The 24438-nt window shown below is 61.5% G+C and carries 24 protein-coding genes and 1 tRNA gene; 11 read left to right on the top strand and 14 right to left on the bottom strand.

The window, feature by feature from the left end; genetic code table 11:
• Window positions 1-29 precede the first annotated feature (29 nt).
• From Q9451_RS11970 to Q9451_RS11940, 7 genes are all read right to left on the bottom strand, one after another.
• Window positions 30-105 (bottom strand) — tRNA-Gly (locus tag Q9451_RS11970).
• Between the two features lie 63 nt (window positions 106-168).
• On the bottom strand, window positions 169-729 hold the full coding sequence (pgsA, locus tag Q9451_RS11965; RefSeq protein ID WP_012273272.1) for a CDP-diacylglycerol--glycerol-3-phosphate 3-phosphatidyltransferase: 561 nt from the start codon (window positions 727-729) through the stop codon (window positions 169-171).
• A gap of 33 nt (window positions 730-762) precedes the next feature.
• Complete coding sequence (gene uvrC / locus Q9451_RS11960) at window positions 763-2586, bottom strand: excinuclease ABC subunit UvrC (protein ID WP_041166546.1); 1824 nt, start codon at window positions 2584-2586, stop codon at window positions 763-765.
• Window positions 2587-2592: 6 nt separating this feature from the next.
• Complete coding sequence (uvrY, locus tag Q9451_RS11955) at window positions 2593-3231, bottom strand: UvrY/SirA/GacA family response regulator transcription factor (RefSeq protein ID WP_023047491.1); 639 nt, start codon at window positions 3229-3231, stop codon at window positions 2593-2595.
• Between the two features lie 63 nt (window positions 3232-3294).
• Window positions 3295-3684 carry a helix-turn-helix domain-containing protein gene (locus Q9451_RS11950; RefSeq protein WP_012273275.1) on the bottom strand — a complete coding sequence of 130 codons (390 nt, stop codon included), beginning with the start codon at window positions 3682-3684 and terminating at the stop codon, window positions 3295-3297.
• A 118-nt stretch (window positions 3685-3802) separates the two neighbouring features.
• Window positions 3803-4234 carry a GNAT family N-acetyltransferase gene (locus tag Q9451_RS11945; protein WP_012273276.1) on the bottom strand — a complete coding sequence of 144 codons (432 nt, stop codon included), beginning with the start codon at window positions 4232-4234 and terminating at the stop codon, window positions 3803-3805.
• A gap of 10 nt (window positions 4235-4244) precedes the next feature.
• Window positions 4245-4631, bottom strand: a complete 387-nt coding sequence (locus tag Q9451_RS11940; RefSeq protein WP_012273277.1) for a DUF488 family protein — start codon at window positions 4629-4631, stop codon at window positions 4245-4247.
• A gap of 127 nt (window positions 4632-4758) precedes the next feature.
• On the opposite strand from Q9451_RS11940, the gene Q9451_RS11935 reads away from it, so the two are divergent.
• Window positions 4759-6375 carry an inorganic phosphate transporter gene (locus Q9451_RS11935; protein WP_012273278.1) on the top strand — a complete coding sequence of 539 codons (1617 nt, stop codon included), beginning with the start codon at window positions 4759-4761 and terminating at the stop codon, window positions 6373-6375.
• 12 nt (window positions 6376-6387) lie between these two features.
• On the opposite strand, the gene Q9451_RS11930 is transcribed toward Q9451_RS11935, so the two are convergent.
• From Q9451_RS11930 to Q9451_RS11920, 3 genes are all read right to left on the bottom strand, one after another.
• Window positions 6388-7083 (bottom strand): glutathione S-transferase N-terminal domain-containing protein, encoded by a 696-nt coding sequence (locus Q9451_RS11930; protein ID WP_012273279.1) that lies wholly within the window; start codon window positions 7081-7083, stop codon window positions 6388-6390.
• An 87-nt stretch (window positions 7084-7170) separates the two neighbouring features.
• Complete coding sequence (locus tag Q9451_RS11925) at window positions 7171-7668, bottom strand: hotdog domain-containing protein (protein WP_012273280.1); 498 nt, start codon at window positions 7666-7668, stop codon at window positions 7171-7173.
• A 57-nt stretch (window positions 7669-7725) separates the two neighbouring features.
• Window positions 7726-9108 carry an amino acid permease gene (locus Q9451_RS11920; RefSeq protein WP_012273281.1) on the bottom strand — a complete coding sequence of 461 codons (1383 nt, stop codon included), beginning with the start codon at window positions 9106-9108 and terminating at the stop codon, window positions 7726-7728.
• Between the two features lie 255 nt (window positions 9109-9363).
• Here Q9451_RS11920 and Q9451_RS11915 point away from each other — a divergent pair, with 255 nt between their 5' ends.
• The gene (locus tag Q9451_RS11915) at window positions 9364-10260 is read left to right on the top strand and encodes a LysR substrate-binding domain-containing protein (protein WP_012273282.1); all 897 of its coding nucleotides are present in this window, start codon (window positions 9364-9366) and stop codon (window positions 10258-10260) included.
• 121 nt (window positions 10261-10381) lie between these two features.
• On the top strand, window positions 10382-11632 hold the full coding sequence (locus Q9451_RS11910) for an aspartate aminotransferase family protein (RefSeq protein WP_012273283.1): 1251 nt from the start codon (window positions 10382-10384) through the stop codon (window positions 11630-11632).
• Between the two features lie 3 nt (window positions 11633-11635).
• On the opposite strand, the gene Q9451_RS11905 is transcribed toward Q9451_RS11910, so the two are convergent.
• Window positions 11636-11938 (bottom strand): hypothetical protein, encoded by a 303-nt coding sequence (locus Q9451_RS11905; protein ID WP_012273284.1) that lies wholly within the window; start codon window positions 11936-11938, stop codon window positions 11636-11638.
• A 159-nt stretch (window positions 11939-12097) separates the two neighbouring features.
• Here Q9451_RS11905 and Q9451_RS11900 point away from each other — a divergent pair, with 159 nt between their 5' ends.
• On the top strand, window positions 12098-12523 hold the full coding sequence (locus Q9451_RS11900) for a hypothetical protein (RefSeq protein WP_012273285.1): 426 nt from the start codon (window positions 12098-12100) through the stop codon (window positions 12521-12523).
• 73 nt (window positions 12524-12596) lie between these two features.
• Window positions 12597-14717 carry an elongation factor G gene (gene fusA, locus Q9451_RS11895; protein ID WP_012273286.1) on the top strand — a complete coding sequence of 707 codons (2121 nt, stop codon included), beginning with the start codon at window positions 12597-12599 and terminating at the stop codon, window positions 14715-14717.
• Between the two features lie 72 nt (window positions 14718-14789).
• Here fusA and Q9451_RS11890 read toward each other — a convergent pair whose 3' ends face one another.
• Window positions 14790-16232, bottom strand: coding sequence for a SulP family inorganic anion transporter (locus tag Q9451_RS11890; RefSeq protein WP_012273287.1), 1443 nt, complete (start codon window positions 16230-16232; stop codon window positions 14790-14792).
• A 222-nt stretch (window positions 16233-16454) separates the two neighbouring features.
• Here Q9451_RS11890 and Q9451_RS11885 point away from each other — a divergent pair, with 222 nt between their 5' ends.
• Together Q9451_RS11885 and aceA are read left to right on the top strand one after the other, a co-directional pair.
• On the top strand, window positions 16455-17225 hold the full coding sequence (locus Q9451_RS11885) for a secretin N-terminal domain-containing protein (protein WP_012273288.1): 771 nt from the start codon (window positions 16455-16457) through the stop codon (window positions 17223-17225).
• Window positions 17226-17682: 457 nt separating this feature from the next.
• Window positions 17683-19008, top strand: a complete 1326-nt coding sequence (gene aceA, locus Q9451_RS11880; protein ID WP_012273289.1) for an isocitrate lyase — start codon at window positions 17683-17685, stop codon at window positions 19006-19008.
• A gap of 237 nt (window positions 19009-19245) precedes the next feature.
• Here aceA and Q9451_RS11875 read toward each other — a convergent pair whose 3' ends face one another.
• Together Q9451_RS11875 and Q9451_RS11870 are read right to left on the bottom strand one after the other, a co-directional pair.
• On the bottom strand, window positions 19246-19509 hold the full coding sequence (locus Q9451_RS11875; RefSeq protein ID WP_012273290.1) for a DUF3077 domain-containing protein: 264 nt from the start codon (window positions 19507-19509) through the stop codon (window positions 19246-19248).
• A gap of 155 nt (window positions 19510-19664) precedes the next feature.
• On the bottom strand, window positions 19665-19907 hold the full coding sequence (locus tag Q9451_RS11870; protein WP_012273291.1) for a hypothetical protein: 243 nt from the start codon (window positions 19905-19907) through the stop codon (window positions 19665-19667).
• Between the two features lie 523 nt (window positions 19908-20430).
• Between Q9451_RS11870 and Q9451_RS11865 the strand changes: the two genes are divergently transcribed.
• The 4 genes from Q9451_RS11865 to nuoC all read left to right on the top strand — a co-directional run bounded on the left by Q9451_RS11865 (window position 20431) and on the right by nuoC (window position 24437).
• Window positions 20431-21093 carry a lysoplasmalogenase gene (locus Q9451_RS11865; protein WP_012273292.1) on the top strand — a complete coding sequence of 221 codons (663 nt, stop codon included), beginning with the start codon at window positions 20431-20433 and terminating at the stop codon, window positions 21091-21093.
• 381 nt (window positions 21094-21474) lie between these two features.
• The gene (locus Q9451_RS11860; RefSeq protein ID WP_003251427.1) at window positions 21475-21888 is read left to right on the top strand and encodes an NADH-quinone oxidoreductase subunit A; all 414 of its coding nucleotides are present in this window, start codon (window positions 21475-21477) and stop codon (window positions 21886-21888) included.
• Between the two features lie 10 nt (window positions 21889-21898).
• Window positions 21899-22576, top strand: a complete 678-nt coding sequence (locus Q9451_RS11855; protein WP_008096180.1) for an NADH-quinone oxidoreductase subunit B — start codon at window positions 21899-21901, stop codon at window positions 22574-22576.
• Between the two features lie 79 nt (window positions 22577-22655).
• A complete protein-coding gene (gene nuoC, locus Q9451_RS11850) occupies window positions 22656-24437 on the top strand; it encodes an NADH-quinone oxidoreductase subunit C/D (RefSeq protein ID WP_012273293.1) in 1782 nt (593 codons plus the stop codon).
• Window position 24438: the final 1 nt, after the last annotated feature.

Below are 24438 nucleotides of genomic sequence, written 5' to 3'. Positions count from 1 at the left end.
GATCCCAGCGACGCACTGAGGATCGAATTTGGAGCGGGAAACGAGACTCGAACTCGCGACCCCGACCTTGGCAAGGTCGTGCTCTACCAACTGAGCTATTCCCGCGTCGTGATGGGTGCCATTGTAGCGATTTCTAAAACAGCGTCAACCCCTTGATTCAAAAAAGTTTTATTTTTGTTCCGAGCCTTCGCGCAGGTGCGGCCAGGCAGCCAGCAGGTAATGCACCATAGACCACAGCGTCAGCCCCGCCGCCACCAGCAGCAGGCCGTAGCCCAGGATCACCCAGAAGGTCACTGCCGGCGGGTTGGCCAACAGAATCACCAGGGCGAGCATCTGCGCCGCCGTCTTCCACTTGCCAAGGTTGGACACCGCCACATGTGCCCGTGCGCCCAGCTCGGCCATCCACTCGCGCAGTGCCGACACCACGATTTCGCGACCGATGATCACTGCCGCAGGCAGGGTCAGCCAGAAGTTGGCGTGGGTTTGCACCAGCAGCACCAAGGCCACCGCCACCATCAGCTTGTCGGCCACAGGGTCCAGGAAGGCACCGAACGGCGTGCTCTGCTGCAGGCGACGCGCCAGGTAGCCGTCCAGCCAGTCGGTGGCGGCGGCGACGGCGAACACACTGCTGGCGGCCATGTAGCTCCACTGATAGGGCACATAGAACAGCAGGATGAAGATCGGGATGAGCAGGACGCGTAGAACGGTGAGCAGGTTTGGAATATTCATCGGTACGACTGGCTGCAAGTTGAGCCCGGCATTCTACTCGCTATGCAGGCTGGCATAAATTGATTCGGCAAGCTTTTTACTGATGCCGGGGGCTTTGGCTATTTCATCGATACTGGCGCGGTTGAGCTCTTGCAGGCCGCCGAAATGTTTCAGCAGGTCGCGGCGGCGCTTCGGCCCCACCCCGGCTACATCTTCAAGGCTGGAGACGCGACGGGCCTTGCCACGGCGGGCGCGGTGCCCGGTGATAGCAAAACGGTGGGCTTCGTCGCGGATCTGCTGGATCAGGTGCAACGCCGAGGAATCGCCTTTGAGGGTGAATTCGTGGTGCACGTCGTTCAGGTACAGGGTTTCGAAACCCGCCTTGCGCGTTACGCCCTTGGCCACACCGAGCAGGGTCAGGTCGGTAAAGCCCAGCTCCTGCATCACGTCGCGGGCCATGTTCAGCTGGCCTTTGCCGCCGTCCACCAGCAGCACGTCAGGCAGTTTGCCCTCGCCATCCTTGATACGCCCGTAGCGACGGGTCAGGGCCTGGTGCATGGCGGCGTAGTCGTCACCCGCCGTGACGCCTTCGATATTGAAGCGCCGGTAATCGGATTTCAGCGGGCCTTCGGGGCCGAACACCACGCAACTGGCCACAGTGGCTTCGCCACTGGAGTGGCTGATGTCGTAGCATTCCAGGCGTTGTGGCACTTCGTCCAGGCCCAGCACTTCAGCCAGGGCTTCGAAACGTGCCGCCATGTGCTGACGGTTGGCCAGGCGGGCATTCAGCGCCTGCTCGGCATTGGTCACCGCCAGCTGCTGCCAGCGGGCGCGGGTGCCACGCACCCGGTGGCTGATGGTCAGCTCGCGGCCACGCAGTGTGTGCAGTGCCTCGGTAATGGCGTCGAAGTCTTCGTGAACAACGTTGACGATCAACTCGCCTGGCAATTCGCGCTCTGCGTTGCCCAGGTAGTACTGGGAAAGGAAGGCGGCCATGACCTCGGCCACTTCCTCTTCGATGCCCACCTGCGGGAAGAAGTTCTTGCTACCCAGCACTCGTCCGCCACGCACGCTGATCAAGTGCACACAGGCACCACCTGGGTTGACGAAGGCCGCGATCACGTCGACATCGCCGTTGCCGCCTTCGATGTACTGCTGGTCCTGCACGCGGCGCAGCAGCGCGATCTGGTCACGAAGTTCGGCGGCTTTTTCGAAATTGAGGGCCATGGCGGCCTTTTCCATTTCGGCATTCAATTCGTTGCCCAGTTGCTGGCTACGGCCCTCCAGGAACATCACCGAATGGCGCACGTCCTCGGCGTATTCCTCAGCGCTCACCAGGTCGGTACAAGGCCCTTTGCAGCGCTTTATCTGGTACTGCAGGCATGGCCGGGTGCGGTTGGCGTAGTAGCTGTCTTCGCACTGGCGCACGGAAAAGGCCTTTTGCAGCAGGCTGAGGCTTTCGCGGATCGCCCCGGCGCTGGGGTAAGGGCCGAAGTAGCGGCCCTTGGCTTTTTTCGCCCCACGGTGAATGCCCAATCGTGGGAACTCACCGTCGGACAGGAACACGTAGGGGTAGGATTTATCGTCGCGCAGCAGAATGTTGTAGGGCGGCCGCCATTCCTTGATCAGGTTCTGCTCCAGCAGCAACGCCTCGGTTTCGTTGGCGGTGATGGTGGTTTCGACCTGGGCGATACGCGCGACCAAGGCGGCAGTCTTGGGCGCCAGGCCGGTCTTGCGAAAATAGCTGGCCAGACGCTTTTTCAGGTTCTTGGCCTTGCCCACGTAAAGCAGCCGGGCCTCGCCGTCGAACATCCGGTAAACGCCTGGGCGACCACTGCAGGTCGCCAGGAATGCGCTGGCATCAAAATCTTGGGACATGGGGGGTTACAGGCTTGCGTCAACCATACCGTGGCGAACGGCCAGCAAGGTCAGTTCGACGTCGCTGGTGACCGAGAGTTTTTCAAAGATCCGATAACGGTAAGTATTGACGGTCTTGGGCGAGAGGCACAACTTGTCAGAGATGATCTGCACCTTTTGGCAGCCGACGATCATCAGGGCAATCTGGATTTCCCGTTCGGACAATGTGTCGAACGGCGAGCCCTGTGGCTGGAACGGTTTCAGCGCCAGCTGCTGGGCAATCTGCGGGCTGATGTAACGCTGGCCGGCAAAAGCCAGGCGAATGGCCTGAACCATTTCATCGAGGCCTGCGCCCTTGGTCAGGTAGCCAGCAGCGCCGGCCTGCAGCAAACGTGTGGGGAACGGGTCTTCCTCGCACACCGTCACCGCCACCACCTTGATGTCCGGGTGGCTGCGCAGCAGCTTGCGGGTGGCTTCCAGCCCGCCGATGCCTGGCATTTTCACGTCCATCAGCACCACGTCCGGCTTCAGCTCTCTGGCCAGCTTGAGTGCCGACTCGCCTGAATCCCCCTCACCCACCACCTGCAAGCCATCGATGTCGGCCAGCATGCGGGTAATACCGGTTCGTACCAGATCGTGATCATCGACCACTAAGACCCTAATCAAGCACACACCTCGTAAACAGGGCGATTGGATCCCGCCACCTTAACAAAATTTTTCCCGGTGGGCCTAGCGCATTACTTCCTTCAGAAAAGCCTGACGTTCAACGGTAAGCGGCCTCACTGTTTGCCTAGGCTTGGCGTTGTCGGCCAACCGCCCCAACAGATGCCAGAGCGCCGCCTGATCGTCCAGCGATAATTGTCGAAAAGCCCCCAGCAAACCCGACTCGTCGGTGCTCAAGCCTTGCAGCGGTGCAGGGGTACGCAGGCCGCTGAGCACGTACAGCGCGTCCACACCCCTGGCCGCCAGTGCCGCCAGGTAGTCGACCCGCGGCGTGCGCTCACCGCTTTCGTACTTACCCTGGGCATTGGGCTCGACCCCGCCGATATCGCCAAATACGCGCTGGGTCATGCCCAGCCGTTCACGCTCTTCCCGCAGCCGTGGACCGATTCCATTCATAGGGCTTCTCCTCTTCCCTGATCGCCGTCATGCACGGCCTACCCACCTGCAGGCAGCCGTAAACGTGTGGATCCACTATGCCCCTGCTCTGCAGTCGCGACAAGCCATCATTTAGCTATTAGCCGATTACCCGCTGCATACGTACGAAGCAATCGTCCGCCCCCATTTCGACGAAGCCGTGGCGCTGGTACAGCAAGCGGGCCGGGTTGCTGCGAAACACCATCAGCCGCAGTAGCGCAAGGCGCCGTTGCCTGGCCCACAGCGCCAGCTGTTCCAACACCCAGCCACCGACCCCACGCCCACGGTGCTCGGGCAACAAGTGCAACTCGCGGATGAACAGCGCCTGTCGGTCCTGGCTGAGGCTGCAAAAACCCAGCAGGGTGCTACCTTCGGTCACCAGCCACTGTTCACGCCAGCCCCAGGCTTCGTCGAAGGCCTCTTCGATCCACAGCAGGTCGTATTCGCGGTAATACGGCAACATGGCCCGGCGAGTGAGGTCACGGGCGAAGGTGCAGTGGGTGTCGTCGGCGGGGGTTAACTGTAAGGGCATCGCTTATCGCTCATCGGGCATAACAGACTGGCGAACTACCAGGCCCACGCCGGTCCAGTTCGTCTTCCAGCCACTCGGCCAGCACTCGGGCATTGTTGTGCTCGGTGTCCTTGCCGGCAAAAAGCAATGTCAGCGTACCCTTGCCAGCCATGTCCAGTAGCGGATACCAGTGCTCGGGGTGGGCCGCCAGCTGTTGCTGGTAGCGCTGGGTAAAACCGGCAAAATCGATCTCACCCTGATGAAATGCCTTGCGCAACTCTGCCGAGGGTGCCACCTCGCGCAACCACTCCCCGTGCAGGTCTTCCTTGCGTTTGTTGCGCGGCCACAGGCGGTCGACCAGCACGCGCTGGCCATCTTCATCCGCGACCGCATCGTAGACACGCTTGCAGCGAATCATGGGTTGCTCCTGCCATTACCGTCCGTCTTGAGCCTAGATAATTCATTGATCGAGGTCACGGCCGACTCGCCAATTGTTTCTATGCTCAAGGCCTTTGGCAACTTCGCCCACGCCAACCGGAGCCCTCATGGCAACCCCGTCAGTGGCCAGCCAGCCGCAACTGGCCCAACGCGATTCCCGCCCGCAGCTCGCCCACAAGCCCGGGCGTGCCACCTTGGTGCTGTTCTTCGGCCTGTTGCTGGCAGGCATCGCCTACACCGCTTGGAGCCTCAAGCAGGATGTAACCGCCAGCGGCACGGTTATCACCACGGTCACACCCTTCCTGCTCCTGGGCCTGGCGCTGGTGATTGCCTTGGGCTTCGAGTTCGTCAACGGCTTCCACGACACCGCCAACGCGGTAGCCACGGTGATATACACCCATTCGTTGCCGGCACCGATAGCGGTGGTATGGTCCGGGCTGTGCAACTTCCTGGGGGTGCTGCTTTCCAGCGGCGCGGTGGCGTTCGGCATCATCGCCCTGCTGCCGGTAGAACTGATTTTGCAGGTTGGCTCGTCAGCCGGCTTCGCCATGGTCTTCGCCCTGCTACTGGCGGCGATCATCTGGAACCTTGGCACCTGGTGGTTGGGCCTGCCGGCGTCGTCCTCGCACACCCTGATCGGCTCGATCATCGGCGTGGGCGTGGCCAATGCACTGATGCATGGGCGCGACGGCACCAGCGGGGTGGACTGGGCCCAGGCCAGCAAGGTGGGGTATGCCTTGCTGTTTTCGCCGCTGATCGGTTTTGCCTGCGCTGCCCTCCTGCTGTTGGCCCTGCGCGCGCTGGTCAAACGCAAAGAGCTGTACCAGGCGCCAGAAGGCCGCACCCCTCCGCCTTGGTGGATCCGCGGGGTGCTGATCCTGACCTGCACCGGGGTATCGTTCGCCCACGGCTCCAACGACGGCCAGAAAGGCATGGGCCTGATCATGCTGATTCTGGTGGGCACCCTGCCGATGGCTTACGCGCTGAACAAGACCATGCCCAATGAGCAGGCCCTGCAGTTTTCTGCCGTCGCCGAAGTAACCCGCCAGGCCTTGCTGCGCAGCGACCCGCATGCGGCCCCGGCCGACCCACGCCAGGTACTCACCCTGTTCATTGCCGAACCCAAGGCCAGCCCGCAACTGGTCCCGGCATTGGCCGCACTCACCGGGATGATCGGCGAACAGGTCAAAGGCTACGGTTCGCTCAAGCGCGTCCCCGCCGAAGCCATGGCCAACGTGCGCAACGACATGTACCTGACCAGTGAAGCCATCCGCCTCATGGAGAAAAACCGGCTGGTGGCATTCGATGCCGACACCCGCAACCATGTGCAGCTGTTCAAGACCCAGTTGGACGACGCCACTCGCTATATCCCGCTGTGGGTGAAGGTGGCCGTGGCCATCGCGCTGGGGCTGGGGACCATGGTGGGCTGGCGGCGCATTGTGGTCACAGTTGGCGAGAAGATCGGCAAGACCCACCTCAGCTATGCCCAAGGGGCTTCGGCCGAAGTGGTGGCGATGTGCACCATTGGCGCAGCGGACATGTTCGGGCTGCCGGTTTCGACCACCCATGTGCTGAGTTCGGGGGTAGCCGGGACCATGGTTGCCAATGGCTCGGGGCTTCAGAAGCGCACGCTGATCAATCTACTGATGGCCTGGGTGCTGACCCTGCCAGCGGCAATGCTGTTGGCAGGGAGCCTGTACTGGCTGCTGAACCAGATCTTCTAGTCAGCGGGGTGATCAGGCGGGGATTTTCAGGCCGCGCTGCACCGCCGGCCGCTCGAGGAACGCGGCCAGCACCCGCTGCACGTCCTTGAACTGATCAAAACCGACCAACTCCCGGGCGTTGTAACGTTCCACCAGGTTACGCACCCACGGGAAAATGGCGATGTCGGCGATGCTGTATTCGTCAACCATCCACTCCCGCCCTTTCAAGCGCCGATCCAGCACACCCAGCAGGCGCTTGGACTCGTTGACATAGCGGTCACGCGGGCGCTTGTCTTCATATTCCTTGCCAGCAAAGAAGTGAAAGAAACCGACCTGGCCAAACATCGGCCCGATGCCGCCCATCTGGAACATCAGCCACTGCAGGGTCTGGTAACGCTGGGCCGGGTCCTGGCTGAGCAACTGGCCGCTCTTCTCTGCCAGGTACTGCAGAATCGCCCCCGACTCGAACAGCGGCAGCGGCTGGCCGCCCGGCCCGTTGGGGTCGAGGATGGCGGGGATCTTGTTGTTGGCACTGAGTGAGATGAACTCGGCACTCAACTGGTCATCGTTATCGAAGCTGACCTTGTGCGGCTCATAGGCCAGGCCGATTTCCTCGAGCATGATCGACACCTTGACGCCATTGGGCGTCGGCAGCGAGTACAGCTGCAGGCGTTCAGGGTGTTTGGCGGGCCACTTGCGGGTAATGGGGAAAGCACTGAGATCGGTCATGATCAACCTTGCCTGGGGGATGAACCTGTCACTCTAGAGACATCCCCGGCCGCTGACCATCACCGACCACTCATCAGCGCGGGCAACTCAGGCCTGGCCATGGGCCTTGAGTTTGAGTTTTTCGGTATCCACACGCACGAACACCGAGTCGGCGCTCACGGTCAGCACGTCGCCAGCCCAAACTTCGCAGATAACCCGGCTCTTGCGACCCACTTCGCCCTCCACACGCGCCTTGAGCAGCAACTCGACACCCATCGGCGTAGGTTTCAGGTAGGTCAGGTTAAGTGTGCCGGTAACGCAGTCTATACGTGGCAGGCTGCCGGGCTCGCGGCCTTCGTTGCGGTAGTGGTAGGCCATGGCTGTCCAGTTGGAGTGGCAGTCGACCAGCATCGCCAGCAGGCCACCGTAAACCAGGCCGGGCCAGCCAATGAAGGTGCTGTCGGGCGAGTGCCGGCACAACAGGTGAACGCCGTCGGCGTCCCAGTGACTTTGCAGGTGCAGGCCGCTTGGGTGGGAACAGCCGCAGCCGTAGCAGGTACCCTCCGGCGCCGCGAGGGCCTGAAGGGAAAGGGGTTGGTCGTTCATACGCTTCCTGTGCTTATTGATATGGGGGCGCGCAACGCCCCCATTAAAACAGAAACATCAGGCCGTCTGGGCAACCACATTGGCACGCCGCTGGGTCAGCGAAACCAGCAGGATGAACGCGGTCACCCCCGCAGTCATCAGCGTTTCATAGCGGTAGGCATCGCTGAACAGCATGTAGCCCAGCACCATGACGATGGTGCCGATCACCAGCCAGGTCAGCCACGGGAACAGCCACATCTTCAGCTCGAGCGGGCGCCCTTCACGTTCGGCACGGGCACGCATACGCAGCTGCGATACGGCAATCACCAGGTACACCAGCAGGGCGATGGCCCCCGTGGTGGACAACAGGAAGCCGAACACCTTGCCAGGGAACACATAGTTGACCAGGCAGCCGGCAAAGCCTGCCAGGGTAGAGAAGATCACCGCCACTGTCGGCACGCCGGAACCGGAAATGCGCTTGGTCACGCTCAGCGCCTGACCACGAGCACCCAGCGAGTAGAGCATGCGCGACGCGGTGTACAGCCCCGAGTTCATGCAACTGGTCACCGCCACCAGTACCACCAGATCGACCAGCAGCTTGGCGCCCGGCACGTTCAGCACTTCCAGCACGCGCTGGAACGAGCCGACTGCTTTGAGCGCTGGGTCGTTCCAGGCCACCAGGGACACCACCAGGAAGATCGACGCCAGGTAGAAGATGGCGATGCGATACACCACCAGGTTGGTGGCGCGGCGGATCTTGTCTTTCGGGTTGGCGGTTTCGTCAGCCGCGATGGTGACAATTTCGGCACCGAAGAACGAGAAGATGGTGATCAGTACGCCCCCCAACACCGTCCCGAAGCCATTGGGCATGAAACCACCGTTGTCCCACAGCCGGCTGACTCCAGAGACTTCAGCCAGCGGCCAGAAGCCGAACACCGCCAAGGTGCACACCCCGATGAAGCCGATGATCGCTACCACCTTGACCAGCGCGAACCAGTACTCGAAGGCACCGAAGTTCTTCACGCTGACCAGGTTGGTACCCGACAGCACCAGCATGATCAGGAAGGCGAACAGCCAGGACGGCACGCCAGGGAAGTAGGCGTGCAGGATGTCAGCGCCGGCAATGGCTTCCACCGGAATGATCAGTACCCAGAACCACCAGTACAACCAGCCGATGGTAAAGCCCGCCCAAGGGCCGATGGCCTCCGAGGCATAGGTGGAGAACGAGCCGCTGTTGGGGTTGGCGATGGCCATTTCGCCGAGCATGCGCATCACCAGCAGGACCAGCAAGCCGGTCATGGCGTAGGAAATGAGGATGGCCGGGCCGGCGGTGGCGATGGCGTTGGAAGAACCGATGAACAGGCCGGCGCCGATGATGCCGGCGATGGAGATCATGGACACCTGACGGGAGGTCAGGCCGTGTTGCAGGGAACGCTGTTTCTTGTTGTCTTGCGAAGCCATGAAGAACCCTCGAATGGGTCGGCCGCAGCAAAGCGGCTGAAGGTCGGAGCAGAATTCTTATAAATTTCTGATTGTCGTTGTTGTTGTTTTGCAGATGCCGGAAGCGGGTACTGACCTCCTCTTCGCATGACCGGTTGTAATCGTTGATCCAGGTCAGTATTAATCTATAGGCCGGGGTCAACAAACGACCTTTTCGAACCACATGATTCCGTTTTGGAATGAACTTCATCCTTTTTTGCTCGGTATTTGCCCGTCATGTCCAAACGCCTGATGCCTTCGACCACCGCCCTTCAGTGCTTCGAAGCGGCCGCCCGCCACCTCAGTTTCACCCGTGCGGCCCAGGAACTGCACCTGACCCAGAGCGCTGTCAGCAAGCAGGTGGCGCAGCTTGAGGACATGCTTTCGCACTCGCTGTTTCAGCGCATTCGACGGCGCCTGCACCTGACCCCGGCCGGCGCGCTGTACCTCACCGAAGTGAACAAGATCCTCACCCAGATCGACATCTCCAGCCGCTACATCCTCAGCTACGGCGACGAAACCGAAGTGCTGCGCATCGCCACCCAACCCACCTTCGGCGCGCGCTGGCTGGTGCCCAAGCTCAAGGGTTTTGGCGACCGCTACCCACGCATTCACCTGGATGTACGCAATGAGTTGGAACCGTTCGACCTGGTACAGGCCAAGGCCGACATCGCCTTTTTCTTCGGTCAGGGCACCTGGCCTGGTGCAACCTGCATCGAGCTGTTCAGCGAAGAAGTGGTGCCCGTCTGCAGCCCGCAACTGCTGGCCAATCACCGATTCGACAGCGCCCAGGCGCTGACCGAGCACCGCCTGCTGCAGTGCGTGTCGCGGCCGGAAGCCTGGCATGAGTGGTTTCTGGGGCTGGGGCTGCACAGCCAGAACAGCTACCACGGGCCGCGCTTCGACACGTTCTACCTGTGCATCCGGGCGGCCATTGCCGGCTGCGGCATTGCCCTGATACCACGCTACCTGGTGGCCGAAGAACTGAGCGAGGGCAAGCTGGTGGTGGCTTGGGACCACCCGGTGGCGAGCAATGGCCGGCACTTCATTGCCCATGCCGAGCATGCGGCCGAAGTGCCGAAGATCAGGGCTTTTGTGCAGTGGATTCGCGAACGGGTGGCTGAGGGGGACTGATTCAACCGATCCCGGCCAGATCACGAATCCAGGGAATGACCGCAATCGAATAATTCGTTTGCGAAATACCCCCCCGACACGCTTGGATAATAAGAAACTCGAACAAAGGTCCCGCGTGCCCATGAACCAGGAAAGTATCAGCCAATCCATCGCCATCGTTCACCCGATCACACTTTCCCATGGCCGCAATGCCGAAGTCTGGGACACCGACGGCAAACGCTATATCGACTTTGTCGGCGGTATCGGTGTACTCAACCTGGGCCACTGCAACCCGGCCGTGGTCGAGGCCATCCAGGCCCAGGCCACCCGCCTGACCCACTACGCCTTCAACGCGGCACCTCACGGCCCGTACCTGGCGTTGATGGAGCAGCTGAGCCAGTTCGTGCCCGTCAGCTACCCACTGGCCGGCATGCTCACCAACAGCGGCGCGGAAGCAGCGGAAAACGCCCTGAAAGTGGCCCGCGGCGCTACCGGCAAGCGCGCCATCATCGCCTTCGACGGTGGCTTCCATGGGCGCACCCTGGCCACCTTGAACCTCAACGGCAAAGTCGCCCCTTACAAGCAACGGGTCGGAGAACTGCCCGGGCCGGTGTACCACCTGCCCTACCCCAGCGCCGACACCGGGGTGACCTGCGAACAGGCACTCAAGGCCATGGACCGCCTGTTCAGCGTCGAGCTGGCCGTGGAAGACGTGGCAGCGTTCATCTTCGAACCGGTACAAGGCGAAGGCGGCTTCCTCGCCCTGGACCCGCCCTTCGCCCAGGCCCTGCGCCGCTTCTGCGACGAGCGCGGCATCCTGATCATCATCGACGAGATCCAGTCGGGCTTTGGCCGCACCGGCCAGCGCTTCGCCTTCCCGCGCCTGGGCATCGAGCCCGACCTGCTGCTGCTGGCCAAGAGCATTGCCGGTGGCATGCCACTGGGTGCGGTGGTCGGGCGCAAGGAATTGATGGCATCGCTGCCCAAGGGCGGCCTGGGTGGCACCTATTCAGGCAACCCGATTGCCTGTGCGGCAGCCCTGGCCAGCCTGGCGCAGATGACCGACGAAAACGTCGCCACCTGGGGTGAGCGCCAGGAGCAGGCGATCGTCAGCCGTGTCGAGCGCTGGAAGTCCTCGGGCCTGAGCCCGTACATCGGCCGCCTGACCGGCGTGGGCGCCATGCGCGGTATCGAGTTCGTCAATGCCGACGGCAGCCCGGCACCGGCGCCACTGGCCAAGGTGATGGAGGCGGCGCGGGCCAAGGGCCTGCTGCTGATGCCCAGCGGCAAAGCGCGGCACATCATCCGCCTGCTGGCCCCCCTGACCATCGAGGCCGAGGTGCTCGAAGAAGGCCTGGATATCCTCGAGCAGTGCCTGACGGAGCTGAACTGAGGTTTACAGACCCAGTTCTTGCGGGGTGAGCATGTCGGACTCGAAGGCAATCCAGCCGCCTTCGAGCTCAGCGTGGCCATTGACGATCGGGCCGTAGTAGGTCAGGCCGTTTTCCAAGGTCACGCAGATATGCGTGGCGCTTTTTTCTGGGGCCGCGAGCGTACCGACGAAATGCACCTTTTTCAGGGTTTCGGTCACCGCCTCCAGGCCAACGCGCATGTTGGGGTTTTCCGAGGCCTCGGTATCTCCGCCACGGTCTTCGGCGCTGATGGTCACGGTGGCGGTGTACGGGTACTGGGTGCTCAAGCGGGGTTACCTCATTGGGTGTGTAGGCGTATGGGCGCGTAGAGTACGGCAGGCGGCCCCTGTTGTCTCTACTGGCCTCATCGCCAGCAAAAGGTGATCTGCCTGCCCCGATCTGTTAGGGTGCCCGCCGATGCACGCCACACCACACGAGGATCCCGAGTGAGCGCCGAAGAACCCCTGATCGCCGACCTGTTCGACGTCGACAAACGCCTGTCCCTCAAGCCTGTCGTGGACTTCAACAGTTACCTGCGCAACGCCTTCGGCGAAGGCCCGTGCCGCTGCCACCGCTGCCTTGAAGGTGCCGACCCAAGCACCTACAGCCACGCGCACGACTTCACCTTCGAGGGCCGCCAGTGGCACCGCCGCTTCGCCAGCACCGCCGGCAGCGACGTCGGCCAGGTGTTGAAAAAGGCCTGGCTGTCCTACACCAAAGCCGACCTCAACCTGATCGGCGTGCTGGACCTGACCACCCTCAAGACCTTTACCGAAGACGCCCTGCACGCGCGCCTGCTGGCCTTGCTGCCGGCCAGCGGCCTGGCCCGTGAAGTGGATGGCCAATGGATGCTGCAAGCCCAGGCCGACTGACGGCCCGGCGGCACGGCAGGATTCCACCGGTCTGCTAACGTGGTGGAATCCGCCCATTCGCAGGTAGTCCGCCATGGCCCGCACAACGCCCATCGAGCTGTACCGCAATATCGGCATCGTCGCCCACGTGGACGCCGGCAAGACCACGACCACCGAGCGGATCCTGTTCTACACCGGGGTCAACCACAAGATGGGCGAGGTGCACGATGGCGCCGCGACCATGGACTGGATGGCCCAGGAGCAGGAGCGCGGCATTACCATCACCTCGGCGGCGACCACGGCCTTCTGGCAAGGCTCGACCAAGCAATTCCCCGACAAGTACCGCTTCAACATCATCGATACCCCCGGCCACGTCGACTTCACCATCGAGGTGGAACGCTCGTTGCGCGTGCTCGATGGTGCGGTGGTGGTCTTCAGCGGTGCTGACGGGGTAGAGCCGCAGTCCGAGACAGTCTGGCGCCAGGCCAACAAATACCATGTGCCACGCCTGGCCTACATCAACAAGATGGACCGCCAGGGCGCCGACTTCCTGCGCGTGGTCAAACAGATCGACAAGCGCCTGGGGCACCACCCGGTGCCGATACAGCTCGCCATCGGCAGTGAAGAGAACTTCATTGGCCAGATCGACCTGGTGAAGATGAAGGCCATTTACTGGAACGATGACGACCATGGCACGAGTTATCGCGAAGAAGAGATCCCCGAGGAGCTCAAGGCGCTGGCCGACGAATGGCGCGCGCACATGCTCGAAGCGGCGGCCGAGGCCAATGACGAGCTGACCATGAAGTTTCTCGACGGCGAGGAACTTAGCATCGACGAGGTCAAGGCTGCCCTGCGCCAGCGTACTATCGCCAACGAAATCGTGCCGACCATCCTTGGTTCATCGTTCAAGAACAAGGGTGTGCCGCTGATGCTCGATGCCGTCATCGACTACCTGCCCGCCCCGTCCGAAATCCCGGCGATCAAAGGCACCGACCCGGATGACGAAGCAAAACACCTGGAGCGCCACGCCGACGACAAGGAACCATTTTCGGCATTGGCCTTCAAGATTGCCACCGACCCCTTTGTTGGCACCCTCACCTTCGCCCGCGTGTACTCCGGTGTGCTCAGTTCAGGCAACGCGGTACTCAACTCGGTCAAAGGCAAGAAGGAACGCATCGGCCGCATGGTACAGATGCACGCCAACCAGCGCGCCGAAATCAAGGACGTGTGCGCCGGCGACATCGCCGCACTGATCGGCATGAAGGATGTGACCACTGGCGACACCCTGTGCGACATCGACAAACCGATCATTCTGGAACGCATGGATTTCCCCGACCCCGTGATTTCCGTGGCCGTGGAACCGAAGACCAAGGCCGATCAGGAAAAAATGGGTATCGCCCTGGGCAAGCTGGCCCAGGAGGACCCATCGTTTCGCGTACGTACGGATGAAGAAACCGGTCAGACCATCATCTCCGGCATGGGCGAATTGCACCTGGACATCATCGTCGACCGCATGCGCCGCGAGTTCAATGTCGAAGCCAATATCGGCAAGCCGCAGGTGGCCTACCGCGAAAAAATCCGCAACACCTGCGAGATCGAGGGGCGCTTCGTCCGCCAGTCCGGCGGGCGCGGCCAATATGGCCACTGCTGGATCCGCTTTGCGCCTGGCGATGAGGGCAAGGAGGGCCTGGAATTCGTCAACGAGATTGTCGGCGGCGTAGTGCCGCGCGAGTACATCCCGGCAATCCAGAAAGGCATCGAAGAACAAATGAAAAACGGCGTACTTGCCGGTTACCCGCTGATCAACCTCAAGGCCGCGGTGTTCGACGGTTCCTATCACGACGTCGACTCCAACGAAATGGCCTACAAGATCGCCGCGTCGATGGCCACCAAGCAGCTGTCGCAGAAAGGCGGCGCGGTGCTGCTGGAGCCGGTGATGAAGGTCGAGGTGGTTACGCCCGAAGAGTATCAGGGGGACATCATGGGCGACCTGAGCCGCCGCCGAGGCATGATCCAGGACGGCGACGAGACGCCTGCAGGTAAGGTGATTCGCGCCGAAGTACCACTGGGGGAGATGTTCGGCTATGCCACCTCAATGCGCTCGATGACCCAAGGGCGCGCAAGCTACACGATGGAGTTCACCAAATACGCCGAGGCACCGGCAAACATTGTCGAGACGATCATCAGCAAGAGCCAGGGCAAAACCAAAACCTAACCCTCCGATGGCGCTCCAGTCCTCCAGTTTTCGCGAAACCCCTGGAGGGCTGGCCACCCAACCCTGCAAGCCTCAGTGCTGCTCGCCTGCCCGCTTCAACAGCGTCTTGCACCGCTCCGACAAATGCACCACCCGCAGTTGCTTGCCCGCTTTGGCATAGCGCTCACGCAGTGTTTTCAACGCCGCGATTGCCGAGTAGTCGACAAAGCTCAAATGCTGGCAGTCAAGCGTGACCTTGCCTGGGTCGTTGGCCGGGTCGAACTGGTTGAGGAACGGTGTGGTCGAGGCAAAGAACAGCGTGCCATGCACCTGGTAATGCTTGCCCCCTTCGCCATCCTCATGGCTGTCGGCATACAGCTCTCGCGCATGCTGCCAGGCAAAGTTCACCGCCGCGATGATGATACCGAACAGCACTGCCGTGGCCAGGTCGGTGAATACCGTGACCACGGTCACCGCAATGATCGCCAGCACATCGTTCACCGGCACCTTGTGGAGCACCCGCAGCGACGCCCAGGCGAAGGTCTGCTGAGCCACCACGAACATCACCCCCACCAGCGCCGCCAGCGGAATACGCTCGATCAGCGGCGACAGGAACAACACGAACAGCAAGATCATCACCCCGGCCACTACGCCCGACAACCGGCCACGGCCATTGGAGCTGAGGTTGATCACCGTCTGCCCGATCATCGCGCAGCCACCCATGCCACCGCACAGGCCCGAGACCATGTTGGCGGCACCCAATGCCACACACTCGCGGTCCGGAAAGCCACGGCTCTCGGTGATTTCATCGGTCAGGTTGAGGGTGAGCAGGGTTTCCAGCAGGCCGACCATGGCCATCAACACCGCGTAGGGGGCAATGACCTTCAGGGTGTGCAGATTCCAGGGCACATCCGGCAGCGCCAACCCTGGCAGGCCGCCGGCGATATGCGCCATGTCGCCCAGGGTACGGGTGGGCAGGCCCAACAGGTACACCAGCAGGCCGACACCGAGAATCGCCACCAGCGCCGGCGGCACCGCACGCGTCAGCCTGGGTAGCAGGTAGACCACCACCATGGTCAGTGCCACCAAACCGATCATCAAGTACAGCGGCGCGCCACTGAGCCAGTGATCGCCGTCCTTGAAATGCTCGAGCTGGGCCATGGCAATGACGATTGCCAGGCCGTTGACGAAGCCCAGCATGACCGGGTAAGGCACCAGGCGCACCAGCTTGCCCAGCCTCAACAGGCCGAACAGGATCATCACCACGCCACCCAGCAGCACCGTGGCCAACAGGTATTGCACACCGTGCTGCACCACCAGCGCGACGATCACCACCGCCATCGAGCCAGCGGCGCCGGAGATCATTCCGGGTCGACCGCCGAACAGCGCAGTCAGGGTACAGATGATGAACGCGCCATACAGGCCCATCAGCGGGTTGAGGTGGGCCACCAGGGCAAAAGCGATGCATTCGGGCACAAGGGCGAACGCGGTGGTCAGGCCGGCGAGCAGGTCGGCGCGTAGTCGGGCGGGCTTCATGGACATCCTGTGGTGCGGTCCGGGCGGACGTTACAAAAACGAGGGGCGCGATGTTACGGAATTTGTCTGACAGCGGCCACCGCTCTCGGCTTTGCAGCGTCAGGCACCCATGCTCGCCTGGCGCGCTGGGCAAACGTAGACAAAAGACAACTTGTGATCTGGAACCGGCACAACCCAGGCAAATTTGCCATCATGATCATTCCACCTGCGGAGATCATGGACATGCCGCTACGCCCCCTTTTCGCTTCCCTGCTGCTCGTTGCCAGCTACGCCGCCCAGGCCGCCACCGAGGTGGTGCCGCTGCAGCACCGCGCCAGCGCCGAACTGCTACCTGCCGCACAGGCATTCATCGGCAAGGACGGTACGGTCAGCGCCTTCGAGAACAAACTGATCGTCAACGCCAGCCCCGAGCGCATCGACGACCTGCGCGCCCTGCTGCAACAGCTGGACACCGCCCCCAAGCGCCTGCTGATCAGCGTCGACAACAACGACAGCAACTTCCAGGATAACCGTGGCAATGCACGCGTCATCCACTACGGCACCAGCAACCGCGACGGCGGCATGCAGCAAGTGCAAGCCAGCGAAGGCCAGCCAGCGCTGATCCAGGTTGGCCAGAGCATCCCGATCACCAGCACCAGCACCGACGGCTACGGGCGCATCCAGAGCAACACCGAATACCGCAACGTGACCCAAGGTTTCTACGTCACACCAAGCCTGAGCGGCGATACGGTTCGTCTGCAAATAAGCACCAATAACGACCGCATCAGCCAGGAACGTGCAGATGTAGTGAAAGTTCAAAGCACCGACACGACAGTCACCGGCAGGCTGGGTGAATGGATCACCCTGGCAGGCTACAACCAGCAGAGCCAAGCCGACCGGAGTACGTCAAGCCGTAGTTACAGCACCCAGCGCGGGGAAAACATGACATTACGTGTCAAAGTCGACCTTCTCGACGGATCCCAGGCAATTCAAGGCCTCGACCAAAGGCCTTGAAACTGACTGCCAAGTCGCATTAGACCAAAGATGTAGTAAGTAGAAAAAACCACTACAAAACATTTGACAGGGTCTTTTTCCCAAGGGCATGATGGCCTCGCTCCCGCTAATCAGGGGCCCTGGCTAGGGCCTTCGAGGCGTGCTCCTCCCCACCCCTGGAGGCGTCTCGTGTCTATACGGCCCACAAGGCGGTTCGACGGGATTGCGACTGCAACGAAGAAGTTGTCCCGAGGGACGGAAGCGCATCACCGCAGTACTGGCAATCGCGTAGCACCGCAGCAAGGCAACCACGAGCCGACCTGCCGGAGCACACCTTCGCCTGGCCTGCCCACCCTTCCCCTTCGAGCCTTCGCGTTCGCCGCCGCACTCCTGCGAACAGGACAGCCGCCAAGCGCCCTGATCTGCACCCGAGCATCAGCACAATTAACCCAAGATCGATGCGACGAGGTTTATTTCCATGGCACTGACACGCGAACAGCAAATTGCAGCCCTCGAGAAAGACTGGGCCGAGAACCCGCGCTGGAAAGGCGTGACCCGTACCTACACCGCCGCTGATGTCGTTCGCCTGCGTGGCTCCCTGCAGCCAGAGCACACCCTGGCCCGTCAGGGTGCAGAAAAACTGTGGAAGCTGGTCACCCAAGGTGCCCACCCATCCTTCCGCCCAGAAAAAGATTTCGTCAACTGCATGGGCGCCCTGACCGGTGGCCAGGCAGTGCAGCAGGTCAAGGCCGGCATCCAGGCCATCTACCTGTCCGGCTGGCAGGTTGCCGCCGACAACAACTCGGCCGAGTCGATGTACCCTGACCAGTCGTTGTACCCGGTCGACTCGGTACCGACCGTGGTCAAGCGCATCAACAACTCGTTCCGCCGCGCCGACCAGATCCAGTGGAAAGCCGGCAAGAACCCAGGCGACGAAGGCTACATCGACTACTTCGCACCAATCGTGGCCGACGCTGAAGCCGGTTTCGGCGGCGTACTGAACGCCTACGAGCTGATGAAGAACATGATCGAAGCAGGCGCCGCCGGCGTGCACTTCGAAGACCAGCTGGCCTCGGTGAAAAAATGCGGCCACATGGGCGGCAAGGTACTGGTACCCACCCAGGAAGCCGTACAGAAGCTGGTGGCCGCGCGCCTGGCAGCTGACGTGTCGGGCGTACCGACCATCATCCTGGCCCGCACCGACGCCAACGCCGCCGACCTGCTGACCAGCGACTGCGACCCCTACGACCAGCCGTTCGTGATTGGCGAGCGTACCCGTGAAGGCTTCTACAAGGTACGTGCCGGCCTCGACCAGGCAATTTCCCGCGGCCTGGCCTACGCGCCGTACGCCGACCTGATCTGGTGTGAAACCGCCAAGCCGGACCTGGACGAAGCCCGCCGCTTCGCCGAAGCGATCAAGAAGGAATACCCGGACCAGATCCTGTCGTACAACTGCTCGCCGTCCTTCAACTGGAAGAAGAACCTGGACGATGCCACCATCGCCAAATTCCAGCGCGAGCTGTCGGCCATGGGCTACAAACACCAGTTCATCACCCTGGCTGGCATCCACAACATGTGGCACGGCATGTTCAACCTGGCGCACGACTACGCCCGCAACGACATGACCGCCTACGTGAAACTGCAAGAGCAGGAGTTCGCTGACGCCAGCAAAGGCTACACCTTCGTGGCGCACCAGCAGGAAGTGGGCACCGGCTACTTCGACGACATGACCACCGTGATCCAGGGTGGCGCATCGTCGGTGACTGCACTGACCGGCTCCACCGAGGAAGAGCAGTTCCACTGATAGTGGCTTGCTGCTGAACAAAGGCCCAGGGCTCTCGCGAGCCTTGGGCCTTTCTTTTTCCCGATACCAGTCCGACCAGAAATACACGGAACCTGTAGGAGCGGCCTTGTGTCGCGAAAGGGCTGCGCAGCAGCCCCAGGGTTTCGGCGCAGATGCACAAATTGCTGGGGCTGCTACGCAGCCCTTTCGCGACACAAGGCCGCTCCTACAGGGGTGATCGTGCAGGCCTGCGGTATGTCAGTGCTTCATGCCCAGCTCTGCGTCATCCATCAGCGCCTTGGCCATTGCACTCAGGTAGTGAGCAGCCCAGATCATCATGGGCTTTTCCTCCATCAGGCCAGTGATGATCAGCTCACGGACATAGCCCATCAACTCCGACGACTGCTCACGGGCATCGCGGCAGGGAATGCCGGGTTCGATTCGGAACAGTGGGTGGGTGCCATTTTCGCCTTGATAGAAAGTGGTCTTGCCGACGGTGAGCTGGGTGTCTTCTGTTGTCATTGTTCAAACCCCTGAAAATTCTCTAATGCCTGGGCCGGCCCTTTCGCGGGCACGCCCGCTCCCACAGGTACTGTGCAAGTCTTGAAGCCTGTGGTGATCCTGTGGGAGCGGGCGTGCCCGCGAAGGGGCCGGCCCTCACAACACATTAAGCAGCCTTAGTGCGAAGTCCTGGGCTCTACGGGCATTTGCACCTGAACCAAGGCCGACTCCAGCAAAGCCCGCAGCGCCTCCAGTTCATGCATGGAGGTCATCATCAGGATCGAAGCCGGTGATCTGGGCTGAAGCAGCAACGCCTGATGCACCACGGTGGCCGCGCATAGTGCGTAGTCGGTAGCCTGGATCAGGGTGTCTTCGAGGGAATGGGGGTTGTGGGGTGGGTCGGGGACAATTTTCAGCATGACTCGCTCCTTTCTTTCCTGTTTGGCTGCCATCCGCCCGCTGTCAAACGGTTGGGTGGCAGCTATGCGCGGGTTGACAGACCGGTGGAAAGAAAGAAAGACCGGCGCACGCGAACGTGCCCACACGCACAGCCGCCATTGAGGCAAAGCGAGTGCACCTTCTTTCAATTCCAGCCTGTCAAAGCCGTGTCGTTGATGTGCAACGACAGGCCGAGACTAGAGCGCTGCCAGAGAGGCCGCAATGGAAAAAAGGCGGCAAGAGTATGTTTGGGAAATGACCTACAGGGAAGGGGTTAAATCCGACATTTCAGGTGTTCTGCGCCCGATAGCATCAGGGCGGCGAGGCGCCCGCCTTGATTGTTGCGGCGCTGCTCAAATCGAGCGCCGCCCGCGCGGCGCTCGTTCTCACAGGCGCTGCATTCCTTTCGCCAAGCCCATGGCAGCGCTAACACAATCCAAGGCATCTCCAGCAAATCCCAGGATCAGGTCTATGCTTGAGGCAGCACAGTAGCAAGGACCGCCCATGCCTCGTCCAAGCCACCTGATGATTCTCGCCCTGGCCGCCACTGCCCTCTATCTATATGCACTGGCCAGTAACAATACCCTGCTCGCCCTGCTGGCCAAGCCCGTTCCCGCCCTGGCGCTTATCGCCTGGCTGCGCGGCGCCCCCGCCACACCGTATGGCAAGTGGATATCGATAGGCCTGGGTTTCTCGGTCATCGGCGACATACTGCTGGCTGTCCCCGCTGACCTGTTCGTGTTCGGCCTGGCCGCCTTCCTCTGTGCCCACCTGGCCTACCTGCGCGCCTATTGCGGCGTTACCCTGCGCCCTGCCCTGCCCGCACTGATAGCCAGCGCCATCACCGGCATCGTGCTGCTCGGCGTACTTGCCAGCCACGGCCTCGGCCCACTGCTGATCCCGGTCGCACTGTATGCCCTGGCCATCAGCGCCATGCTCTGGCGCGCCTTGGCATGTGGTGGAATGGCCGCGCTGGGGGCCTGCCTGTTCGTGCTCTCCGACAGCCTGATCGGCATCGACCGCTTCGTCAGCCCGTTCGCCGCCACGCCCTACCTGATCATCCTCACCTACTGGCTCGGTCAGTGGGCGATTGCTTCATCAGCCAGTCATCGCTCAAACGATAAAGTATTGACCCAGAGCGGTGCGCACGACGCCAGCAGCTGCTAGAACAGGAGGCTTTCGCATTTGCAAGTAGAGGGAACTGCCAGATGAACTTTACAAGGCACAGTACAGCCAAATTAAAAGGCATCAGGACAAATGATATTAATTATCATTCCGAAACTTGTAATTCGTTACCAGTCGCAAGAAACATAATTAACAAAAGCGCACGCAATGCCCGAATATCAAGGCTTTCAGCCAGTTACACGCGTGTTTTGTTCTTAATCCTACGAATAAATTTGCGACAGAAATTTTACTTGCACCGGGTTTACCCATAAAATCAGCGCGATTGATTCAGCTGCGACATTTGGTCACTGCACCTGCGACACCACGTCGCCGCTTTACTTATTTCAGACTGCAGAGCTGGGTCTCTGTATAAGGATCTCTAGCATGTCCGATTCGGCAGGACTCATCGCCCACAACTGGGGCTTTGCCATCTTCCTCCTGGGTGTCGTCGGCCTGTGTGCCTTCATGCTCGGCCTGTCCAGCCTGCTCGGTAGCAAGGCCTGGGGCCGCGCCAAGAACGAACCCTTCGAATCCGGCATGCTGCCCGTCGGCAGCGCCCGCCTGCGCCTGTCCGCCAAATTCTATCTGGTCGCGATGCTGTTCGTGATCTTCGATATCGAAGCCCTCTTTCTCTTTGCATGGTCTGTGTCCGTCCGCGAAAGCGGCTGGACCGGGTTCGTCGAAGCTCTCGTTTTCATAGCAATTCTGTTGGCAGGTCTTGTCTACCTATGGCGCGTCGGTGCTCTTGATTGGGCTCCCGAAGGTCGCCGCAAGCGGCAAGCGAAGCTGAAACAATGAGGCTTTGGCAATGCAATACAATCTCACCAGAATCGATCCGGATGCGCCTAACGAGCAGTACCCGGTAGGTGAACGGGAAACCGTCACCGACCAACTGCTGGAGGACCAGGTCCACAAGAACATCTACATGGGGAAACTCGAAGATGTGCTGCGTGGCGCGGTCAACTGGGGTCGCAAGAACTCCCTCTGGCCGTACAACTTCGGCCTGTCCTGCTGCTACGTGGAAATGACCACGGCCTTCACGGCACCCCACGACATCGCCCGCTTCGGCGCCGAAGTCATCCGGGCCTCGCCGCGTCAGGCCGACTTCATGGTCATCGCCGGTACCTGCTTCGTCAAAATGGCGCCGATCATTCAGCGCCTGTATGAGCAGATGCTCGAGCCGAAGTGGGTCATCTCCATGGGTTCGTGCGCCAACTCCGGCGGCATGTACGACATCTACTCGGTCGTTCAGGGGGTCGACAAGTTCCTCCCCGTGGACGTCTATGTGCCTGGCTGCCCGCCACGCCCTGAGGCTTTCCTGCAAGGCTTGATGCTGTTGCAGGAGTCGATCGGCCAAGAACGACGCCCGCTTTCCTGGGTTGTTGGTGATCAAGGTATTTACCGTGCCGAGATGCCAGCCCAGAAAGACCTGCGTCGTGAGCAGCGCATTGCAGTAACCAACCTGCGCAGCCCCGACGAAGTCTGATCCAGCGACCTGCCGCCCGCTCCCGAGGGAGCCGGCGGCCTGGCTTCATTCTTAACGTTGACCCAAAGCGACCGAGACCATGACAGCGGACAACGCTATTTTCATTCCGCCCTACAAGGCTGACGACCAAGATGTGGTCGTCGAACTGAACAACCGTTTTGGCGCCGAAGCATTCGTCGCCCAGGAAACCCGCACCGGCATGCCCGTGCTGTGGGTCAAACGCGCCCAGCTCAAAGAGGTGCTCAGCTTCCTGCGCGGTGTCGCCAAGCCTTACAGCATGCTGTACGACCTGCACGGCGTGGACGAACGCCTGCGCACCCAGCGCCGTGGCCTGCCGGCCGCCGACTTCAGCGTGTTCTACCACCTGTTGTCGGTCGAGCGTAACAGCGACGTGATGATCAAGGTGTCGCTCAGCGAAGGCGACCTGAACCTGCCGACCGTGACCGGTATCTGGCCAAACGCCAACTGGTACGAGCGCGAAGTGTGGGACATGTTCGGCATCGACTTTGCCGGCCACCCGCACCTCAGTCGCATCATGATGCCGCCGACCTGGGAAGGTCACCCGCTGCGCAAGGACTACCCAGCCCGCGCCACCGAGTTCGACCCCTACAGCCTGACCCTGGCCAAGCAGCAGCTTGAAGAGGAATCGGCGCGTTTCAACCCGGAAGCCTGGGGCATGAAGCGTCAGGGCGCCAACGAGGACTACATGTTCCTCAACCTCGGCCCCAACCACCCCTCGGCGCACGGTGCGTTCCGTATCGTCCTGCAGCTGGACGGTGAAGAGATCGTCGACTGCGTACCGGACATCGGCTACCACCACCGTGGCGCCGAGAAAATGGCCGAGCGCCAGTCCTGGCACAGTTTCATCCCCTACACCGACCGCATCGACTACCTCGGCGGGGTGATGAACAACCTGCCGTACGTACTGGCAGTGGAAAAACTCGCCGGCATCAAAGTGCCGCAAAAAGTCGACGTGATTCGCATCATGCTCGCCGAGTTCTTCCGCATCACCAGCCACCTGCTGTTCCTGGGTACCTATATCCAGGACGTGGGCGCCATGACCCCGGTGTTCTTCACCTTCACCGACCGCCAGCGCGCCTACACCGTGATCGAAGCGATCACCGGTTTCCGCCTGCACCCGGCCTGGTACCGCATCGGTGGCGTCGCCCACGACCTGCCACGCGGCTGGGACAAGCTGGTCAAGGACTTCGTCGAATGGCTGCCCAAGCGCCTCGACGAATACACCAAGGCTGCCCTGCAGAACAGCATCCTCAAGGGCCGTACCATTGGCGTTGCCGCGTACAACACCAAAGAAGCGCTGGAATGGGGCACCACCGGTGCCGGCCTGCGCTCCACCGGTTGCGACTTCGACCTGCGTAAAGCCCGCCCGTACTCCGGCTACGAGAACTTCGAGTTCGAAGTACCGCTGGCCCACAACGGCGATGCCTACGATCGCTGCATGGTCCGTGTCGAGGAGATGCGCCAGAGTATCCGCATCATCGACCAGTGCCTGCGCAACATGCCGGAAGGCCCGTACAAGGCGGATCACCCGCTGACCACGCCGCCGCCGAAAGAGCGCACCCTGCAGCACATCGAAACCTTGATCACGCACTTCCTGCAAGTCTCGTGGGGCCCGGTCATGCCGGCCAACGAGTCGTTCCAGATGATCGAGGCGACCAAGGGCATCAACAGTTACTACCTGACGAGCGATGGCGGCACCATGAGCTACCGCACCCGGATCCGTACCCCGAGCTACCCGCACCTGCAGCAGATCCCTTCGGTGATCAAAGGCAGCATGGTCGCCGACCTCATTGCGTACCTGGGCAGTATCGACTTCGTTATGGCTGACGTGGACCGCTAAG

It is taken from the genome of Pseudomonas sp. NY8896, from assembly GCF_039634505.1.
Note: the sequence above shows the minus strand (reverse complement) of the source record. Positions and strands in the feature narration are given on the sequence as shown.

Bases quoted from the DNA above. Each gene is read 5' to 3' on its own strand.
- pgsA (WP_012273272.1), bottom strand. From the start codon at position 729: ATGAATATTCCAAACCTGCTCACCGTTCTACGCGTCCTGCTCATCCCG.
- uvrC (WP_041166546.1), bottom strand. From the start codon at position 2,586: ATGTCCCAAGATTTTGATGCCAGCGCATTCCTGGCGACCTGCAGTGGT.
- Q9451_RS11950 (WP_012273275.1), bottom strand. From the start codon at position 3,684: ATGAATGGAATCGGTCCACGGCTGCGGGAAGAGCGTGAACGGCTGGGC.
- Q9451_RS11945 (WP_012273276.1), bottom strand. From the start codon at position 4,234: ATGCCCTTACAGTTAACCCCCGCCGACGACACCCACTGCACCTTCGCC.
- Q9451_RS11940 (WP_012273277.1), bottom strand. From the start codon at position 4,631: ATGATTCGCTGCAAGCGTGTCTACGATGCGGTCGCGGATGAAGATGGC.
- Q9451_RS11935 (WP_012273278.1), top strand. From the start codon at position 4,759: ATGGCAACCCCGTCAGTGGCCAGCCAGCCGCAACTGGCCCAACGCGAT.
- Q9451_RS11930 (WP_012273279.1), bottom strand. From the start codon at position 7,083: ATGACCGATCTCAGTGCTTTCCCCATTACCCGCAAGTGGCCCGCCAAA.
- Q9451_RS11925 (WP_012273280.1), bottom strand. From the start codon at position 7,668: ATGAACGACCAACCCCTTTCCCTTCAGGCCCTCGCGGCGCCGGAGGGT.
- Q9451_RS11920 (WP_012273281.1), bottom strand. From the start codon at position 9,108: ATGGCTTCGCAAGACAACAAGAAACAGCGTTCCCTGCAACACGGCCTG.
- Q9451_RS11915 (WP_012273282.1), top strand. From the start codon at position 9,364: ATGTCCAAACGCCTGATGCCTTCGACCACCGCCCTTCAGTGCTTCGAA.
- Q9451_RS11910 (WP_012273283.1), top strand. From the start codon at position 10,382: ATGAACCAGGAAAGTATCAGCCAATCCATCGCCATCGTTCACCCGATC.
- fusA (WP_012273286.1), top strand. From the start codon at position 12,597: ATGGCCCGCACAACGCCCATCGAGCTGTACCGCAATATCGGCATCGTC.
- Q9451_RS11890 (WP_012273287.1), bottom strand. From the start codon at position 16,232: ATGAAGCCCGCCCGACTACGCGCCGACCTGCTCGCCGGCCTGACCACC.
- Q9451_RS11885 (WP_012273288.1), top strand. From the start codon at position 16,455: ATGCCGCTACGCCCCCTTTTCGCTTCCCTGCTGCTCGTTGCCAGCTAC.
- aceA (WP_012273289.1), top strand. From the start codon at position 17,683: ATGGCACTGACACGCGAACAGCAAATTGCAGCCCTCGAGAAAGACTGG.
- Q9451_RS11875 (WP_012273290.1), bottom strand. From the start codon at position 19,509: ATGACAACAGAAGACACCCAGCTCACCGTCGGCAAGACCACTTTCTAT.
- Q9451_RS11870 (WP_012273291.1), bottom strand. From the start codon at position 19,907: ATGCTGAAAATTGTCCCCGACCCACCCCACAACCCCCATTCCCTCGAA.
- Q9451_RS11865 (WP_012273292.1), top strand. From the start codon at position 20,431: ATGCCTCGTCCAAGCCACCTGATGATTCTCGCCCTGGCCGCCACTGCC.
- Q9451_RS11860 (WP_003251427.1), top strand. From the start codon at position 21,475: ATGTCCGATTCGGCAGGACTCATCGCCCACAACTGGGGCTTTGCCATC.
- Q9451_RS11855 (WP_008096180.1), top strand. From the start codon at position 21,899: ATGCAATACAATCTCACCAGAATCGATCCGGATGCGCCTAACGAGCAG.
- nuoC (WP_012273293.1), top strand. From the start codon at position 22,656: ATGACAGCGGACAACGCTATTTTCATTCCGCCCTACAAGGCTGACGAC.